This window comes from Streptomyces sp. NPDC048560, from assembly GCF_040650955.1.
Classification (GTDB): domain Bacteria; phylum Actinomycetota; class Actinomycetes; order Streptomycetales; family Streptomycetaceae; genus Streptomyces.
In genome coordinates, this window is sequence record NZ_JBEZIJ010000002.1 from 715956 (window position 1) to 731509 (window position 15554).

General features: G+C 71.1%; 16 protein-coding genes. 7 read left to right on the plus strand and 9 right to left on the minus strand.

Annotated elements, in window-relative coordinates; all coding sequences use genetic code 11:
* The first annotated feature begins 127 nt into the window (after nt 1–127).
* From AB0C82_RS09900 to AB0C82_RS09915, 4 genes are all read left to right on the plus strand, one after another.
* On the plus strand, nt 128–1786 hold the full coding sequence (locus AB0C82_RS09900; protein WP_362838277.1) for an FAD-dependent monooxygenase: 1659 nt from the start codon (nt 128–130) through the stop codon (nt 1784–1786).
* Between the two features lie 32 nt (nt 1787–1818).
* Nucleotides 1819–1905 (plus strand): putative leader peptide, encoded by an 87-nt coding sequence (locus AB0C82_RS09905; RefSeq protein WP_311605579.1) that lies wholly within the window; start codon nt 1819–1821, stop codon nt 1903–1905.
* A 139-nt stretch (nt 1906–2044) separates the two neighbouring features.
* A complete protein-coding gene (locus tag AB0C82_RS09910; protein WP_362838438.1) occupies nt 2045–2557 on the plus strand; it encodes a cysteine dioxygenase in 513 nt (170 codons plus the stop codon).
* Nucleotides 2554–2991 carry a rhodanese-like domain-containing protein gene (locus tag AB0C82_RS09915; protein ID WP_362838279.1) on the plus strand — a complete coding sequence of 146 codons (438 nt, stop codon included), beginning with the start codon at nt 2554–2556 and terminating at the stop codon, nt 2989–2991. The genes AB0C82_RS09910 and AB0C82_RS09915 overlap by 4 nt, the downstream gene beginning before the upstream one ends.
* A 74-nt stretch (nt 2992–3065) precedes the next feature.
* Here the strand turns inward: AB0C82_RS09915 and AB0C82_RS09920 are convergent, their stop codons facing one another.
* Both AB0C82_RS09920 and AB0C82_RS09925 read right to left on the minus strand, forming a co-directional pair.
* Nucleotides 3066–5648, minus strand: coding sequence for an FtsX-like permease family protein (locus AB0C82_RS09920; protein ID WP_362838282.1), 2583 nt, complete (start codon nt 5646–5648; stop codon nt 3066–3068).
* Nucleotides 5645–6418, minus strand: coding sequence for a helix-turn-helix domain-containing protein (locus AB0C82_RS09925; protein WP_362838284.1), 774 nt, complete (start codon nt 6416–6418; stop codon nt 5645–5647). The genes AB0C82_RS09920 and AB0C82_RS09925 overlap by 4 nt, the downstream gene beginning before the upstream one ends.
* 219 nt (nt 6419–6637) lie before the next feature.
* Between AB0C82_RS09925 and AB0C82_RS09930 the strand changes: the two genes are divergently transcribed.
* The gene (locus AB0C82_RS09930) at nt 6638–7363 is read left to right on the plus strand and encodes a hypothetical protein (RefSeq protein WP_362838287.1); all 726 of its coding nucleotides are present in this window, start codon (nt 6638–6640) and stop codon (nt 7361–7363) included.
* Nucleotides 7364–7726: 363 nt separating this feature from the next.
* Here AB0C82_RS09930 and recX read toward each other — a convergent pair whose 3' ends face one another.
* Both recX and recA read right to left on the minus strand, forming a co-directional pair.
* Nucleotides 7727–8494, minus strand: coding sequence for a recombination regulator RecX (gene recX / locus AB0C82_RS09935; protein WP_362838290.1), 768 nt, complete (start codon nt 8492–8494; stop codon nt 7727–7729).
* 3 nt (nt 8495–8497) lie between these two features.
* Entirely contained in the window at nt 8498–9628 is a 1131-nt protein-coding gene (gene recA / locus AB0C82_RS09940; protein ID WP_362838293.1) for a recombinase RecA, read from the minus strand.
* A 267-nt stretch (nt 9629–9895) separates the two neighbouring features.
* On the opposite strand from recA, the gene AB0C82_RS09945 reads away from it, so the two are divergent.
* Entirely contained in the window at nt 9896–10804 is a 909-nt protein-coding gene (locus tag AB0C82_RS09945) for an SDR family oxidoreductase (protein WP_362838295.1), read from the plus strand.
* Between the two features lie 16 nt (nt 10805–10820).
* Here AB0C82_RS09945 and AB0C82_RS09950 read toward each other — a convergent pair whose 3' ends face one another.
* Together AB0C82_RS09950 and AB0C82_RS09955 are read right to left on the minus strand one after the other, a co-directional pair.
* Nucleotides 10821–11978, minus strand: a complete 1158-nt coding sequence (locus AB0C82_RS09950) for an AI-2E family transporter (RefSeq protein WP_362838441.1) — start codon at nt 11976–11978, stop codon at nt 10821–10823.
* 261 nt (nt 11979–12239) lie between these two features.
* Nucleotides 12240–12434, minus strand: a complete 195-nt coding sequence (locus AB0C82_RS09955) for a DUF3046 domain-containing protein (protein WP_173316232.1) — start codon at nt 12432–12434, stop codon at nt 12240–12242.
* A gap of 79 nt (nt 12435–12513) precedes the next feature.
* Between AB0C82_RS09955 and AB0C82_RS09960 the strand changes: the two genes are divergently transcribed.
* Nucleotides 12514–13428: a hypothetical protein gene (locus AB0C82_RS09960; RefSeq protein WP_362838298.1), complete on the plus strand. Its 915-nt coding sequence runs from the start codon at nt 12514–12516 to the stop codon at nt 13426–13428.
* A gap of 39 nt (nt 13429–13467) precedes the next feature.
* On the opposite strand, the gene AB0C82_RS09965 is transcribed toward AB0C82_RS09960, so the two are convergent.
* From AB0C82_RS09965 to AB0C82_RS09975, 3 genes are read right to left on the minus strand one after another with little or no spacing between them, the layout of a single operon-like run.
* The gene (locus AB0C82_RS09965; protein ID WP_362838301.1) at nt 13468–13773 is read right to left on the minus strand and encodes an AzlD domain-containing protein; all 306 of its coding nucleotides are present in this window, start codon (nt 13771–13773) and stop codon (nt 13468–13470) included.
* Nucleotides 13770–14651, minus strand: coding sequence for an AzlC family ABC transporter permease (locus AB0C82_RS09970; protein ID WP_362838303.1), 882 nt, complete (start codon nt 14649–14651; stop codon nt 13770–13772). Before AB0C82_RS09970 ends, AB0C82_RS09965 begins: the two co-directional genes overlap by 4 nt.
* A complete protein-coding gene (locus AB0C82_RS09975; protein WP_362838306.1) occupies nt 14611–15483 on the minus strand; it encodes an AraC family transcriptional regulator in 873 nt (290 codons plus the stop codon). The genes AB0C82_RS09970 and AB0C82_RS09975 overlap by 41 nt, the downstream gene beginning before the upstream one ends.
* Between the last annotated feature and the right edge of the window lie 71 nt (nt 15484–15554).

The window sequence follows — 15554 nt, forward strand, 5'->3', positions numbered from 1 at the left end:
TGCTCCCCGCCACGGGTCTCCGTCGCTTGACGCAAGCACCGGCAGTAGGTTGCATACGTTCTGTGATCGCGCCCCGAGCCTCCGTCCCCGCTTCTCCTACGACCGTACGGGCCGGAGGGTGTGCGCCGTGGACCCGGTGATCGTCGTCGGCGCCGGGCCCGTCGGTCTGGTGCTGTCGCTCGCCCTCGCCGCACAGGGCGTCCCCTCCGTCGTCCTCGACGAAGGCCCGGGGAAGGACGAACAGCGGCTGGCCCGCACCGTCGTCCTTCGCGAGGACACCGCCGCCCTCGTGGAGCGGCTCGGCTGCACGACCCTGAGCGACGAGGGCCTCCGGTGGTCCGGGTGGCGCTCTGTACGGCGCAAGCAACTGGTCCGCGAGCTGCCGCTCGGCGAGGCGTCGGAGAACGGCCCGCTGCCTGCGCCGGTCCATCTGCCGCAGCACTCGCTGACCCGCGGCCTGCGCGCGGCGGTCGCCGCGCAGAGTCTCGTGCGCATCGCGCCGCTCAGTCGCATCGACACCCTGGAGCAGGACCCGGCCGGGGTCACCGTGCACACCCGGGAGCCGGATTCCACCTGGTGGCGGGGCAGTTATCTGGTCGGTTGCGACGGTGCCCGATCCACCGTGCGCAAGCTTCTGGACATCAGGTTTCCCGGGCGCACGGCGGTGGAGCGCCACGCCGTCGCCGCACTGCGTACCGAACTGCCGTGGCCGGGTGAAGCCGTGCTGCACCGGGCGCCGCCGTGGCGCAGCGCCGGCCCCGAGGTGACCGCGAGGCCGCTGCCCGACGGTGTCTGGCGACTGGACTGGCTGCTTCCGCCGCGTGGTGAGCTGGTCACTCCTGACGCCCTGATCGCCCGGGTCCGGGACACGCTGGCGGGCTGGTGCGGGGAGACCCCGGCGTACGAACTGCTCGACACCGGCGTGTACACGCTGCACCACCGCCTGGCCCGGCGCTGGCGCTCCAAGCGCGCCTTCCTTGCCGGTGACGCCGCGCATCTCCTGGGGGCGCTCGGCACACAGGGCCTGGACGAAGGCGTACGGGACGCCGAGAACCTGGCCTGGAAGCTGGCACAGAGCTGGCACCACGGTGCCTCGGAGCTGCTCCTGGACAGTTACCAGGCGGAGCGCAGGGCGGCGGTCGCCTCACGGCTCCGCGCCGCCGACCAGTCGCTGCCGATACTGCGCGGGGGCGGCGGTCTTCGGACCCTCGTGCCGGGCAGCGCGCGTGGTCACGACACCTTGCTCACCGACGGCCATCTGGGGTGCGGACCTCTGGGTGCGCCCCCTTCGTACACGCATTCGCCCCTTGCGCCCCCGCACGCCGAGGCGCACACCTCGGTGGGTACGCCCCCCGGTGCGCCGGTCGCCGATGTGCGGGTGACCGCGCCCGACGGCAACAGCGTCCGCCTGCGCGACCGGCTGGGCCGGGGGCATCTGCTGGTCGTGCTGGTCGCACCGGGGACCGGGGTGTGGGACCGGCGGCACTGGCTCACTGCGGGAGTCATGCCCCGGCTCATCGAAGCCGTTGGCGCGCTGCCGGTGAAGGGAGAGCTCCTGGTGGCGGAGAGCTACCCCGGGGCGCCGGCACACACCGTGCTGCTGGTGCGGCCCGACGGACACCTCGTGGCGGCCTTCGGCGGCGTACGTCCCGCAGAGCTCTTCGCCGCAGCCGACGCGGCGCGCGGAGGCGACGTCGAACCGGCCCGTGGGCACGGCACGGGCACGGAGCGGGAGGAGTCGCGGCACACGTCCGCGCGCTCCGAGCGCGCCGCCCACATCAATTGACCGTCACGGGCGCACATGGTGTACTCCAGATCATGACCGACACCGATGTGCGCCTGTGGCGGAGGGTCCATATGGACCTCGTCCGCTATGCGGGCTGCGTGTGTCGACCGTCCTGCTGAATCGCTTCCCACTGCCGCGCCGTGCTGTCGAGCACTTCCAGTACCCCGGTACGGCCCTGGCTTCACGCGAACTCCCAGGACGGTTCCTGTGTCTGCACTGCCTTCTCCTTTCCCTGCTCCCGTACGCCCTTCGGCGTCCGTGCCCGCGCCCTCCTCGCCCGTACCGGACGCCGCGCAACTGCTCGCCTTCGTCCGGCGTACCGCCGAAGACGCGGCGCTCGTCGCCTCACTGCCCCTCGATCCCGAGGGCCGCACCTGGATCCGGCTGGACGGACCGGGCGGCAGCGAGGCATGGCTGATCGGCTGGCCGCCCGGCACGGGCACCGGCTGGCACGACCACGCCGACTCCATCGGCGCCTTCACCACCGCGGTGGGCACGCTCAAGGAGCACTCCCTGGCCGCCCGGCTGCCGACCGACGGCTGGAAGACCCTGGAACTGAGCGAGGACGTCGATCGCACCCGCCGGTTGACGGCAGGTCGGGGCCGGTCCTTCGGCCGCCACCACGTTCACGAGGTGCTGAACGAGTCCACCGACACCCACGCGGTCTCGGTGCACGCCTACTACCCCCCGCTGCCGCGCATCCGCCGCTACAGCCGTACGGGCGCGGTGCTGCGCCTTGAGCAGATCGAACGACCGGAGGACTGGCAGTGAGCGACGAACACAGGGCCGCCCCCGCGATCGCCGCTACGGCTCCGGTGGGCATCGACGGGCTGCTGGATCGGATCCGGACCGGAATCGACCGGATCGGCCCTCCCGAGGCCGCTGCGGCAGCCGCCGACGGCGCGCTCCTGGTGGACATCCGATATGCGGCCCTGCGGGAGAGGGACGGGCTCATCCCGGGTGCGCTGGTCGTCGAACGCAACGAGTTGGAGTGGCGACTCGATCCCTGGGGAAGCCATCGCGCCGCCGAGGCGGTGAGCCACGATCTCCAGGTGGTGGTGATCTGCAACGAGGGCTACGCGTCGAGCCTCGCGGTCGCGTCCCTGCACCAGCTGGGACTGCACCGCGCGACCGACCTCATCGGCGGGTTCCAGGCCTGGCGTGCGGCGGGGCTCCCGGTCGAGGTGCGACCGGGAGCCGTATGACCGGGAGCCGTATGACCGGTTGCCGAACGTCCGGGAGCCAGATGCCAGGGAGCCCATGACGCCGGTGGCGGTGGTCACTGCCTGGCTGTCACCATCTCCACCGGGCGGGGCCTGAGGGCCAGATGACCGGGGAGGGCGGTGGCCACCAGCGCGAGCAGCGCCGCGGCGCCCAGCACCGTCGCGTACACCGCGGGCAGGACGGCCGGCGCCGCGCTCCCCGTCATTCCGACACTGAAGGCGGTCAGGACCGCCAGGGAGATGCCGCTTCCCAGGACGGCGGCGATCACCAGGACCGTCATCGCCTCGATCCTGAGCATCCGCAGTACTTGGCGGCGGGTCGCGCCGGCCAGCCGGAGCATGGCGAACTCCCGGACCCGCTCGGACACCGACATTGCGAGGGTGTTGACGACGGCGATGGCGGTGAAGGCCAGCACGAGCCCCATGGCCAGGTAGTTGACCTCGGCGTTCCGCTGCTGCCGGTCGGCCTGCAGCCGGTCGACATCGGCGGGGTCGAGTACGGCCACCCCGGGGAAGGCCTTCAGCTGCCCGGCGATGTCGGCCCGGTCGCGGTCCCCGGCGATCAGGACGGTGGCGGCGAGCGGGTTGTCCATGTGACGGGCGACCAGGTCGTGCGGCAGCGTCAGATCACCGAAGCCGAGTCCCCTGTCGTAGACGGCGACGACGGTGAGGCTCGCCGGGGTGCCGTCGCCGAGGTGCAGCTCCAGCGGGTCGCCCGGGCTCAGCTTCAGCCGGTCGGCGGCGAGTTCGCTGATCGCGGCGGTGCGGGAGCCGTCCGTGAAGTCGGCGAGCGAGCCGCTGGTGACCTCGGGATCCCAGGTCCGGGTGAGTCCGGTGGGAGTGACTCCCTGCGCCGGATACGCGTCGAGCCCGACCCGCAGAGTCGTCCGTACGACCTCCGTCGCAGCTGTGATCCCTGGCATCCCCCGAACCGCTTCGACCGCGGCAGGCGGGACACCCGGCCCGTCGGCCACCAGGACCGAGGTGGCCCGGGTGCCCTCCCTCGCCTCGGTGCGCGCCGCATCGGAGAGGGTGGGCTGAACGAAGAGAACGGTGCAGGTCATGCCGATCAGCAGGGTCAGCGGCGTGACGACCGCGGCCATCCGGGTGGCATTCCCACGGACGTTGGAGGCGGCGAGGAAACCACCGTGACCGGCGAGGCGCAGCGGGCCGGCCAGCACCGCGACCGCTCCCCTGACAAGACTCGGCCCCAAGAGCGACACGGCAGTCGCCAGCACCACCACGGCGAGGAAGGTGACGGGCGTCGAGGCCGCCTCGGTGCGCAGCGCGGCGAGTACGAAGACGAGGGCGACACCACCCACGAGCAGGACCAGACCGGCGACGAGCCGTCCCCTGGCCGGACGGACACGCTCCGCAGCGGCCTCGGCCATCGCCTCGGCCGGCTTGATGCGGGAGATACGACTGCCGGAGATACGGGCGGCGGCCCACGCACCGAGGAGGGTGACGGCGAGAGCGACAAGCATGGGGATGACGCCGGACGTTCGTTCCAGGGTGGCGGGAACAGCGCCCATGTCGATGAATCGACCGTGGAGCCACCTGGAGAGTGGCAGTCCGGCGAGCGCGCCCAGGACACCCGCGGCGGCTCCGACCAGCAGAGCCTCTCGGCAGAGCAGCCGGCGGACCTGACGGGAGGTGGCGGCGATGGCGCGCAGCAGGGCCAGTTCACGGTGCCGCTGCTGGATGGAGAGCGCGAAGGTGCCGACGACTACGAGCACCGCGACGAGAAGCGATGTGCCGCCCATCGCCCCGCCCATGGAAACGAGCTTGATACGGGCGCCCGCGGCGTCCAGGAACTCGACCGGGCCGCGGGCGTCGCCGGAGGAGACCTGTGCGGTGGTGCCCTGGAGAACCTGCTTCACCTGCCGCTCCAGGTCCGCGAGATCCGTTCCCGGAGTGGGGATCAGGCCGAGTGCCGTGATCTGGCCCGGGCGTGCCGCCAGGCGCTCGGCCTCAGCGGTGGAGAAGAACAGGGAGGTCTGCCGGCGAAGTTCTTCACCGGCTACGGAATCGGCGGCCGCGCCGGAAGTGGTGGGGGCCGCGATGCCGCTGACGCGGTAGGAGCGCGGATTGCCGGTGGACTGCACGGTGAGACGGTCCTGGGGCTTCAGACCGGCCCGCCGGGCGAGCCCGCGGTCGATCACGATCTCGTCGGCGGATGCGGGGGCGCGGCCCGCGGTGAGAGCGAAGGGGGTGAGCTGCGCGGAAGTCCAGGCGTGGCCGTACGAGGCGCGGCCGGCGGGCTCTTCGGCGGCGTCCTGGATGACGGGCCGTGCGAGAAAGGTGAGTTCGGGGATCACCTTGACGCCTTCGACGGCGCGGACCCGGTCCGCGACGGCGGCAGGCAGCCAGGCCCGTTCGACGACGGCCTTCGCCTTGTGCTTGACCTTCGTCTTGCCGTTGCCCTTGTGCTTGACGGTGGTCCGGTGGACGTTCTGGTCGGCCGAGACGATCAGAGGTGTGGCGGCATAGCGTTCGGTGGCGATCCTTCCGCGCAGTCCGGTCTCCAGGAGCGTGCCGCAGGCCGTGATGAGAGCTGCGGCGCACATGAGGGCAAGTAACGCACCCAGGAACCCGCCCTTCCGGTCCCGGATGGTGTGCAGTGCGTAGCGCAGCATCATGATGCGTCCGTCTCTGATCGGTGGTCTGCGGGAGCGGGGGCGGGGGCCGGGAAGGCGAGCAGTCGCGTATGGACCGTGCGCGCTTCAGGCGGGGTTGCTGCGTCAGGGCGCTTGTAACGGTTCGTCAAGGCGATGTACTCCTCGAAGAACGCACGCAGTTCGGGAAGCGTGAGCCTGATGGAGCCTCGCGAATACAGGAACGCGTCGACCCACTCGTCACCCTGACCGAGCTGATCGGTCCGTACGGTCACGTCGGTCACGTCGGTCACGTCGGTCCGGTCGGTCACGTAGGTCCGGTCGGTCCGGTCGGCCGGGTCGGCCGCGTCGGTCCGGCCGGGTTGTCCTCCGGCACGCTGGAGCTGCTCGAAGAGCGCCAGGTCGGCGGCGTACGCGTGTCTGTTGAGCTCGTCCATGACGAGCCGTGTCTCGGGTGTCTGGCGGGAGCGGGGCGGGAAGCGCCGGTCACCCGGTACCACCTTCCACCAGCGCCGCCTCCTGCTTCCGGGCCCCTCGGCCCCGGAACTCGCCGGGCCGGCGGCACGGGCTTCCACGTCCTCCGGCGCGGCGTCATCCACGAAGCCGTATCTGGCCAGTTCGCGCAGGTGGTAGCTGGTGGCCCCGGTGTTCAGCCCGAGAGCGCGGGCGAGGATCGCGGAGGTCGCCGGCCCGTTCAGGGTGAGGTGCTGGAGGATCTGCTGGCGCCGCGGCTGGGCGAGCGCCTTGAGCGCGGCCAGCTCCGTGATCTCGGTACCGCCGGGTTTCTCTGCCATGACACACACACTGCTCTGTGCACAGGTGCCTGTGCACTGGAGCATTCCTGCGTCTTCGTACGGGGGTTAGCCCCCTCATCGCCCTCCCCCGGTCGCCGGCTCGCGAGCCCCGGGTGCGCGTCGCCCCACCCGAACGCCACGCCCCGGTGGAGGGATCGCCGTGGGCCCCGCACATTCGCCTCAACACAGAGGACCGAAATGTACGGAGATGCCCCGCCGATGAAGACCCTCCACCTCACCCCGGATCAGCTCGACGCGCAGGCGTCGCACATCCACGACACGGCGGCGTGGCAGGACATCATCAGGGGCTGGGAACACACCGCTCCCGAAGACGCGCCGCTTCGCCCGGAGCCGGGGTCAGGACCTCGGCCAGGACCGGAGCCCGAGCCGGGGTCAGAGCCGGGGTCAGGGCCGGTCGACGGCGGCCTGGCCCACGCCCCGTCCCGAGCCCGGCCCCACGCTCCGGGTTCGGCCGACTGGCGTGACCTGCTCTCCGTGCCCGTCGAGCAGCTCATCGAAGAGTCGGTGCGGGCACTGCCCACGCCTGCGCCCCAGGAACGCCCGCTGCCCGGGCGATTGGGCGCGGTCCTGCCCGAGCGTCTGCACAGCTGGCGGCGTATCGGCCGGCCCGATGTGCGCCCCTCCACCCATCTCGGCCACGCCCGGCGGATCCTGGTCGAGTGGGGCTGGCAGAACACCCCCTACCGGCTGCGCAACGCCCGGGGTGCCCGCTGTATCTGCGGCGCCATGCTCACCGCACACCGTCTCGGGTACGGCTCCCTCGACACGGTGGACCGGGCCGGGGCCTGGATGATCACCGAACTCCGCTCGCAGGGCTGGACCGACCTGATCGGCCCGTGGAACCGGCACCCCGACCGCACCGCCGCCGACGCCCTGTCCCTCCTCGACGCCACCATCCGGCGGGCCGCACGCGCAGGCCACTGACCGCCCCGACCGTCGCCGGAGCACCGAGCACCGAGCACCGAGCACCGAGCACGATCCTCCGCCCGAAGTCCGAAGTTCCGAATCCGGAGTCCGTCGCCCGCAGCCAGCCCATAGCCCTCAGCCCGAATCCGGGCGCCCCCGACCGCAACATCCACCCGCCACTGCGGCAACGGGTCGGCCGCCGCGCCCCCCGTTCACCGCGCCCTTTCCGACAACCCGGCGGCGGCGTCTGCACCCCCGCGCAGACCACCATCACGCCCACCTCTGGCGCACCGCTGACCGGAGCCCCTTCCCAGGTCAGCCGTCCGCACCACGCCCCGGGCTGCCCCGACCACCCAGGGCTCTCCCCGGCCGAACGAGCGCTCAGAACGGCTCGTCCAGGCCCTCCGTCTCCTCGCCCTCTTCCGCCAGGGCCTGCCTCACCACGCGCAGGGCCATCCCCTCCCCGTAACCCTTGCGAGCGAGCATTCCCGCGAGACGGCGAAGTCGCTTGTCGCGTTCGAGGCCCCTGGTGGAGCGCAGTTTTCGCGCCACCAGCTCACGGGCCGTCTCCTCCTCCTGCTCCGGGTCCAACTGCTCGATCGCCTCGTCGATCAGTCCGGAGTCCACGCCCTTGGTGCGCAGCTCCTGGACGAGAGCCCGGCGAGCCAGCCCCCGGCTGCGATGCCGGGACTCGACCCACGCCTCGGCGAACGACCCGTCGTCGATCAGTCCCACGTCCTCGAACCGCGACAGCACCTCTTCGGCGGCCTCCTCGGGGATCTCCCTCTTGCGCAGGGCATCCGCGAGCTGCTTGCGGGTGCGCGGAGTCCCGGTGAGCAGGCGCAGGCAGATGTTGCGCGCCTGCTCGACCGGGTCCTGCGGCTCCTCCGTCTCGGCCCTCGACGAGACGGAGGAACCGCCGCTTCTGGAACCCCCGCTCCTGGAACCCGTGCGGGAACGACGGCCGGCACCCCCGCCCGGCCCCGCACCTTCACCGAATCCCCGGCCACGGCCGCCCTCACCGAACCCCCCGCCCGAGCCTCTCCCCCGAGACCCTCCGTCGCTCGCGGCGGACTCTGCGGCGAATGGGGGGCCGGCGCTCCAGCCGGGGCCGGTGTCGCCGTCCGACCACTCCGTACGACGTGTCACGGCCTAGCTCTTGGCCGCCGCAGCCTTGGTGGCCTTGGCCTTGGTGGCCGGCGCGGCCGCGGACTTCGCCGAAGCGTCGTCCGCGCCATCGGCAGTGCCGGTCGCAGCGACGGCGGGCTCGATGGCCGGGGTCTCGGCCCGCACACCGATACCCAGCTTCTCCAGGATCTTCTTCTCGATCTCATTGGCGAGATCGGGATTGTCCTTGAGGAAGTTACGGGCGTTCTCCTTGCCCTGGCCGAGCTGGTCGCCCTCGTACGTGTACCAGGCGCCGGCCTTGCGGACGAAGCCGTGATCGACACCCATGTCGATCAGGCCGCCCTCACGACTGATGCCGTGGCCGTAGAGGATGTCGAACTCGGCCTGCTTGAACGGCGGCGCGACCTTGTTCTTGACGACCTTGACCCGGGTGCGGTTACCCACTGCCTCCGTACCGTCCTTGAGCGTCTCGATCCGTCGGATGTCGAGACGCACCGAGGCGTAGAACTTCAGCGCCCGGCCACCGGTCGTGGTCTCGGGGGAGCCGAACATCACACCGATCTTCTCGCGAAGCTGGTTGATGAAGATCGCGGTGGTCTTGGACTGGTTGAGCGCGCTGGTGATCTTGCGGAGCGCCTGGCTCATCAGACGGGCCTGCAGACCCACGTGCGAGTCACCCATCTCGCCCTCGATCTCGGCACGCGGCACCAGGGCCGCGACGGAGTCGATGACGATCAGGTCGAGCGCACCGGAGCGGATCAGCATGTCCACGATTTCCAGCGCCTGCTCACCGTTGTCCGGCTGGGACAGGATGAGGTTGTCGATGTCGACACCGAGCTTCTTCGCGTACTCGGGGTCGAGAGCGTGCTCGGCGTCGATGAAGGCCACCGTGCCGCCGAGCTTCTGCGCGTTCGCCACGGCGTGCAGCGTCAGAGTCGTCTTACCGGAGGACTCCGGCCCGTACACCTCCACCACGCGGCCGCGCGGCAGACCGCCGACGCCGAGGGCGACGTCGAGGGCGGTCGATCCGGTGGGGATCACCTCGATCGGCTCGTTCGGCCGCTCGCCGAGGCGCATCACCGCGCCCTTGCCGAATTGCCGTTCAATCTGTGCGAGTGCGGCGTCCAGCGCCTTCTCGCGGTCGTTTCCTGCCATGGGTTCCACCCGATTTGCTTGAGTCGATCGCTTCACGTCAAAGACGCTAACCCCTGCCACTGACAATGGGCCTCGACGTCCTCCCGGCCTGTGGACAACTCCACGGTCGGGCCCGGGAAAACCCGGCCGGAACCTCATGAGAATGGATGTTCGATTTCAGTGTCAAGCGCACCACGCCGGACCATCCAGTCGAGAGTAGCCGCTTATAACAGCCTGGCGCGAGCAAGTCAATGAAAAGTGTTTGACCTCATGCTAGGTTCCGGGCACATGGGGACATCTCTGGCAGGAAAAGTCGCTCTCGTCGCAGGCGGCACCCGCGGCGCGGGAAGAGGCATCGCGGTGGAGCTCGGCGCAGCCGGAGCGACCGTGTATGTGACGGGACGCACCAGCGGCTCCGAACGGTCCGAGATGAACCGGCCGGAGACGATCGAGGAGACCGCGGCTCTCGTGGACCGGGCAGGCGGCCACGGGATCCCCGTACAGGTCGACCACCTCGTCCCCGCGCAGGTCAGCGGACTGGTGGCGCGCATCCGGAGTGAGCAGGGCGCCCTCCACGTGCTGGTGAACGACATCTGGGGCGCCCGCATCGAGTGGAACCGGTCCGTATGGGAATCGTCCCTGGACAACGGGCTGCGCACCCTGCGGCTGGCCGTCGACACCCATGCCATCACCAGCCACTACGCGATCCCCCTGCTGATCGAGTCGCCCGGCGGACTGGTCGTCGAGATGACCGACGGCACCACCGCGTACAACGCGGACAACTACCGGGTCTCGTTCTTCTACGATCTGGCGAAGGCCTCGGTGAACCGGATGGCGTTCGCGCTGGCGCACGAGTTGGCGCCCCACCACGCGACCGCCGTGTCACTCACCCCGGGCTGGCTCAGATCCGAGGCCATGCTCCAGGCCCACGGCGTCACGGAGGCCAACTGGCGCGAGGCGATCGCGCACTCGCCCCACTTCGCCATCTCCGAGAGCCCGGCCTACGTCGGCCGCGCCGTGGCCGCCCTGGCCCAGGACCCCGAGGTGGCCCGCTGGAACGGGGAGTCGCTGTCCAGCGGCCGACTGGCTCAGGTCTACGGCTTCACCGACGTCGACGGCAGCCGGCCCGACGCCTGGCGCTACCTCACCGAGGTCCAGGACCCGGGTCTTCCCGCGGACGTCACCGGGTATCGCTGACCCCCGGAGCCACGCCTCAGCCGTTCTCGCCCGGGCCGCTCTCCGGCGCCTTCCCAGCCCCATCGGGTTTCCGCAGTGCCCGGCGCATCCGCGCCCGCACGGACACACGGCCGCGTCCGCGGCGCCCGCCGTGCATCCTCGGATCGTCCGTCACCGCGTACCGCTTCACGTACGCACCGAGGAACGCCTGCAGCGTCGCGATCGCCGGGATCGCGATCAGCGCACCCACGGCGCCCATCAGCGCCGCCCCCGCGACGACCGAGCCGAACGCCACCGCCGGATGGATGTCGACGGTCTTGGAGGTGAGCTTGGGCTGCAGCACGTAGTTCTCGAACTGCTGGTAGACCACGACGAAACCGAGGACCCACAGCGCGTACCAGGGGTTGACGGTGAACGCGATGAGCATCGGCAGGGCGCCCGCCAGATACGTACCGATGGTGGGGATGAACTGGGAGACCAGGCCGACCCAGACCGCGAGCGCCGGGGCGTACGGCACGCCCAGGATCACCAGCAGCACGTAGTGCGCGACGCCGGAGATCAGGGCCATGAGCCCGCGCGAGTACAGGTAGCCGCCGGTCTTGTCGACGGCGATCTCCCAGGCGCGCAGCACCTCGGCCTGGTGCGCGGGCGGCAGTACGGAGCACAGCGTGCGGCGCAGCCGGGGTCCGTCGGCCGCGAAGTAGAAGGCGAACAGGAAGATCGTCAGCAGCCGGAACAGTCCGCCGAGCACCGTCGTGGAGACGTCGAGGACTCCTGTCGCACTGTTCTGTACGTACTTCTGGAGCCAGTCCGAGTGGAGCAGGCTGTCCTGGACGTCGACCCGGGAGATATCGGTGCGGAAGGTCTGGTTCACCCAGTTGATCACCGAGTCGAGGTAGTCGGGAAGGTCCTCGACCATGTCGAGGATCTGGCCCGCGAGCATCGAACCGAGCAGCAGGACGAAGCCGACAGCGGAGATCAGGACAGCGATGAAGACCAGGAACGTGGCAAGGCCGCGACGCATACCGCGCGATGCCATCCGGCTCACGGCAGGTTCGATCGCCAGCGCCAGGAAGAACGCGAGGAGGATGTTGATCAGCAGTCCGATGAGCTGGTCGAACGCCCAGCTGCCGAGCTGGAAGCAGGCATAGAGCGCGAGCGCGAGAACCATCGCACGCGGCAGCCAGCCGGGCATACGGACCGGACCGGAACCGGCCGGCGGCGCGGGTGGCGCGGCCGGCGGGACGGGCGGTGGGGAGGGCGGCTGGGTCTGGGCGGTCTCGTCTGTCGGTGCCACGGGACAAGTCTCGCCCATGCGGCCGGCATCCGGCCGCCCGCCCCGGACGCCGGGAAGGAGTGCGTCCCGGGTGACGTCAACGCCGTCCGGCGTCACCGCTCGTCCGTGGGACGCCGCCCTGGCCCGTGCGCGTGCCGCCCGAGCGTCCCGGGGAAGCCGTCAGCGCTTTTCGGCGGGAACGCCGACCGCCGCGCAGACTCCGCGCCAGACGTCCTTGGCGTCCCATCCGGCAGCCAGCGCCTGGTGCACCGTACGGCCTCCGAGCTCGGACATCACATGATCACGCGCGAAGGAGTCCGCGTACGCCTCACCGAAGTGATCCGCCATCCGCTCCCAGAAAATCGTCAACCGCATGAATCCATTATCCCGCTCCTGAGGGTGCAGCCGGGCCGCCCGGCCTTGCCGACAGCGCTTTCCGCTCTACGGTCGGTCCATGGCTGGAACCGGAGCACATCCACTCGCCCGCGCCGAGCAGTTCATCTGGCTCACGGCCCGCGTCCTCGAACAGCGGCGGTTCGCCCAGGAGTTCCTGGGCGGCAGCACGGACGCGGTCGAGACCGCGCTCGCCGCGTATCTCAACGAGGACGGCGGCTACGGGCACGCGCTCGAACCCGATCTTCGCGGCCCCGTGAGCCAACCGCTGCACACCGCTCACGCGCTCAACGTGCTCGACTCCATCGGCAGGTGCACCGGAATGCGGGTGGAACGCATCTGCCGCTATCTGACCGACGTGTCGACCAAGGAAGGCGCACTGCCCGCGATCCACCCCTCGCAGCGCGGCTACCCGGCCGCCCCGTTCATCCCCGTGGTCGACGACCCTCCGGCCGAACTGCTCGCCACCGGCCCCGTCGTCGGTCTGCTCCACCGCAACCAGGTGTGGCACGCGTGGCTGTTCCGGGCCACCGATTTCTGCTGGGCCGCCGTCGACGCACTTGAACAGTCCCATCCGTACGAGATCCAGGCGGCCGTCGCCTTCCTGGACGACGTCCCGGACCGGGCGCGCGCCGAAGCCGCGGCGGACCGCCTGGGACGACTGGTACGCGACCAGCGGCTGGCGGTGCTGGACCCGGATCGGCGTACCGAGTACCCGGTGGCCCCCGGGTACGCACCGGGCGAGCACCACTTCCCGTACGACTTCGCCCGCACTCCCGGATCGCTCGCCCGCCGCTGGTTCACCGACGAGGAGCTGGAACGCTCGCTCGACCACCTGGCTGCCGGGCAGCAGGACGACGGCGGCTGGCCGGTCACCTGGCGCCAGTGGGCGCCGGGAACAGCCCTGGAGGGCCGCCCGCTCGTCACCCTCCGGGCGCTCCAGACGCTGCGGGCGTACGGCCGCGGCCTCAGCTGATCCCCCTCCGCCTTCGGTCGGCGCGGCTCCAGGTGACACCTACCCCAGGGCGCGTACCCCTGCCGTCACGGCCACGGCTGCCCCCACGACGACCAGGAAGGGCGCGCGAAGCACCAGGGCCAGGGCCGCTGCCGCCAGACCCGCTCCTCGCGCGTCCAGGGTGAGCTGCTGTCCGTCTCCGAACGTCTGCTGAGCGGTGAGCGCCGCGAGCAGCGCGACAGGCAGGAGCGCGGCCAGCCGTTGCACCAGGGGCCGTTCCAGCGCTCCGGCGGGAACGAGTAGTCCAAGGAGCTTGGCGAGGTAACAGCCGACGGCGGTGAGCCCGATGGCGATCCAGATGTTCACCGGCTGATCTCCTCGTCCTGTGTCACCACGGCCGTCCCCTTGTCACGCCGCCCCATCAGGAAGAGGACGACGGGTGCGGCGAGGGCGGAGAGCAGCACCGGCAGCCCTGCCGGCAGGACCGGCAGGAGCCCCAGAGCGATCAGCACGGCGACGCCGGCCGTGACGCGCTCCGTGGTGCTCTTCAGCATCGGTGCGAGCAGCGCCAGGAACACGGCCGGGCTCGCCGCGTCCAGCCCCCACGCGTCGGTGTCGCCGAGCGCCTCGGCGCCGAGCGCCCCCACCAGGGTGGTCAGGTTCCACAGGACGTACAGGGTGAGTCCGGTGACCGTGAAACCGATCCGGGCCGCACGCCTGGTGGGCTGCGGCAGCGTGACAGCCGTCGTCTCGTCGATGACCCACTGGGCGGCGAACGGACGCACGGCGCGAGGCAGTGCCAGCAGTTGCGAGAGCCGCAGCCCGTAGAAGGCGTTCCGTACGCCGAGGAAGAAGGCCCCCGCCGCCGCCGTGTACGGGTTCCCTCCGGCCGCGAGCGCGCCCACCAGGGCGAACTGCGAGGCGCCGGTGAAGACGAGGAGACTGAGCGCGCAGGTCTGGAGCAGAGTCAGTCCGGCGCCGGCCGAGGTGACCCCGAAGGCGAATCCGGAGAGCCCGACGGCGACACCGACGCCGAGCGCGTCCCGTACGACCTCCGCGTCGCGCTTCGGGGCGGCGGCCGTGGCCGATCCGGAGGGGTGCGTACCGGGCGCTCCGGCCGCGCCTGCCCCCGGGCCGTCGGGTGTGCTGTCGTCCACGCGGTCGCTTTCTGGAGGTGCTGTCTGTTCTGCCACGCCCGGAACGCTACGCGGAGGTGTCCGGGCCGGTCTTGTACGTTCTTGCACGTCCGCGCTGGTACGCCCCCGGCGGCACTCCCACGATCCGGGTGAAGTGACGGTTGAGGTGGGGCTGATCCGTGAAGCCGACGGCCGTGGCCGCGTCGGCGGGCGTGCTGCCCCGGTCCAGCATGAGGCGGGCCTGTCGCACCCTGGCGTCGGTGAGCCAGGTGTGCGGCGGCATCCCGTACCGCTTCTTGAACGCGCGGAGCAGTGCGAAAGGGCTGGTGCCGAGCTCGACCGCGAGCGCCTCCAGGGTCGGCGGTCCGGCCATCCGCTCCTGGAGTACCGCCCGGGCCCGGGCAGCGTCCCTGGCACCCGCCGAGTGGAGGACCGGGGTGGGCAGTGCCCCGCCGTGCCGGCCCAGGAGCCGGGAGACCATGACGCGGAGCAGACTGTCCGCGGCGAGGGCGTTGCCCTCCTCCGCCGCCCGGTGGATCTCGGTGATCAGCCGGGCGGCGTGCGGGTCGAGCACGCTGGTCTCGGCGAAGCCGACGGTTCCGCGCAGATTCGTCATGTCGGCCGCGATGTCGTTGATCACCTGTGCCGAGGGGTAGAGCGTGGCGTACACCCAGCCCTCCGGGACACCCGCACGGGCGGTGTGCGGCACCTCAGGATTGATCATGACCACGGCTCCGGGGCCCGCGTGCACGGTTTCGCCGGGCAGGCCCACATCCTCGACGCCGCGCGTGATCGTGCCGAAGACATAGCCCTCGTGGCTGTGGCGCCGGAAGGTGTGGCGCACGTAGCGGGCCCGCAGGAGGTCGAGTCCGGGCAGCTCCGCGTACTGCCAGTACCGCGCCCACTCCTTCTCCGACTTCTCCGTCCCCAGTGCCGCCATGGGCGAATTCTCGCAGCTCCGGGGCGCGGCCCGCAGATCCGGTCACCGTCACGGCCCGCCGTCACCGGCCG

Excerpts from the sequence above, each read along its gene's own strand:
- AB0C82_RS09905 (WP_311605579.1), top strand. The coding sequence starts at position 1,819 with ATGACCGACACCGATGTGCGCCTGTGGCGGAGGGTCCATATGGACCTC.
- AB0C82_RS09920 (WP_362838282.1), bottom strand. The coding sequence starts at position 5,648 with ATGATGCTGCGCTACGCACTGCACACCATCCGGGACCGGAAGGGCGGG.
- AB0C82_RS09925 (WP_362838284.1), bottom strand. The coding sequence starts at position 6,418 with ATGGCAGAGAAACCCGGCGGTACCGAGATCACGGAGCTGGCCGCGCTC.
- AB0C82_RS09930 (WP_362838287.1), top strand. The coding sequence starts at position 6,638 with ATGAAGACCCTCCACCTCACCCCGGATCAGCTCGACGCGCAGGCGTCG.
- recA (WP_362838293.1), bottom strand. The coding sequence starts at position 9,628 with ATGGCAGGAAACGACCGCGAGAAGGCGCTGGACGCCGCACTCGCACAG.
- AB0C82_RS09945 (WP_362838295.1), top strand. The coding sequence starts at position 9,896 with ATGGGGACATCTCTGGCAGGAAAAGTCGCTCTCGTCGCAGGCGGCACC.
- AB0C82_RS09950 (WP_362838441.1), bottom strand. The coding sequence starts at position 11,978 with ATGCCCGGCTGGCTGCCGCGTGCGATGGTTCTCGCGCTCGCGCTCTAT.
- AB0C82_RS09955 (WP_173316232.1), bottom strand. The coding sequence starts at position 12,434 with ATGCGGTTGACGATTTTCTGGGAGCGGATGGCGGATCACTTCGGTGAG.
- AB0C82_RS09960 (WP_362838298.1), top strand. The coding sequence starts at position 12,514 with ATGGCTGGAACCGGAGCACATCCACTCGCCCGCGCCGAGCAGTTCATC.
- AB0C82_RS09975 (WP_362838306.1), bottom strand. The coding sequence starts at position 15,483 with ATGGCGGCACTGGGGACGGAGAAGTCGGAGAAGGAGTGGGCGCGGTAC.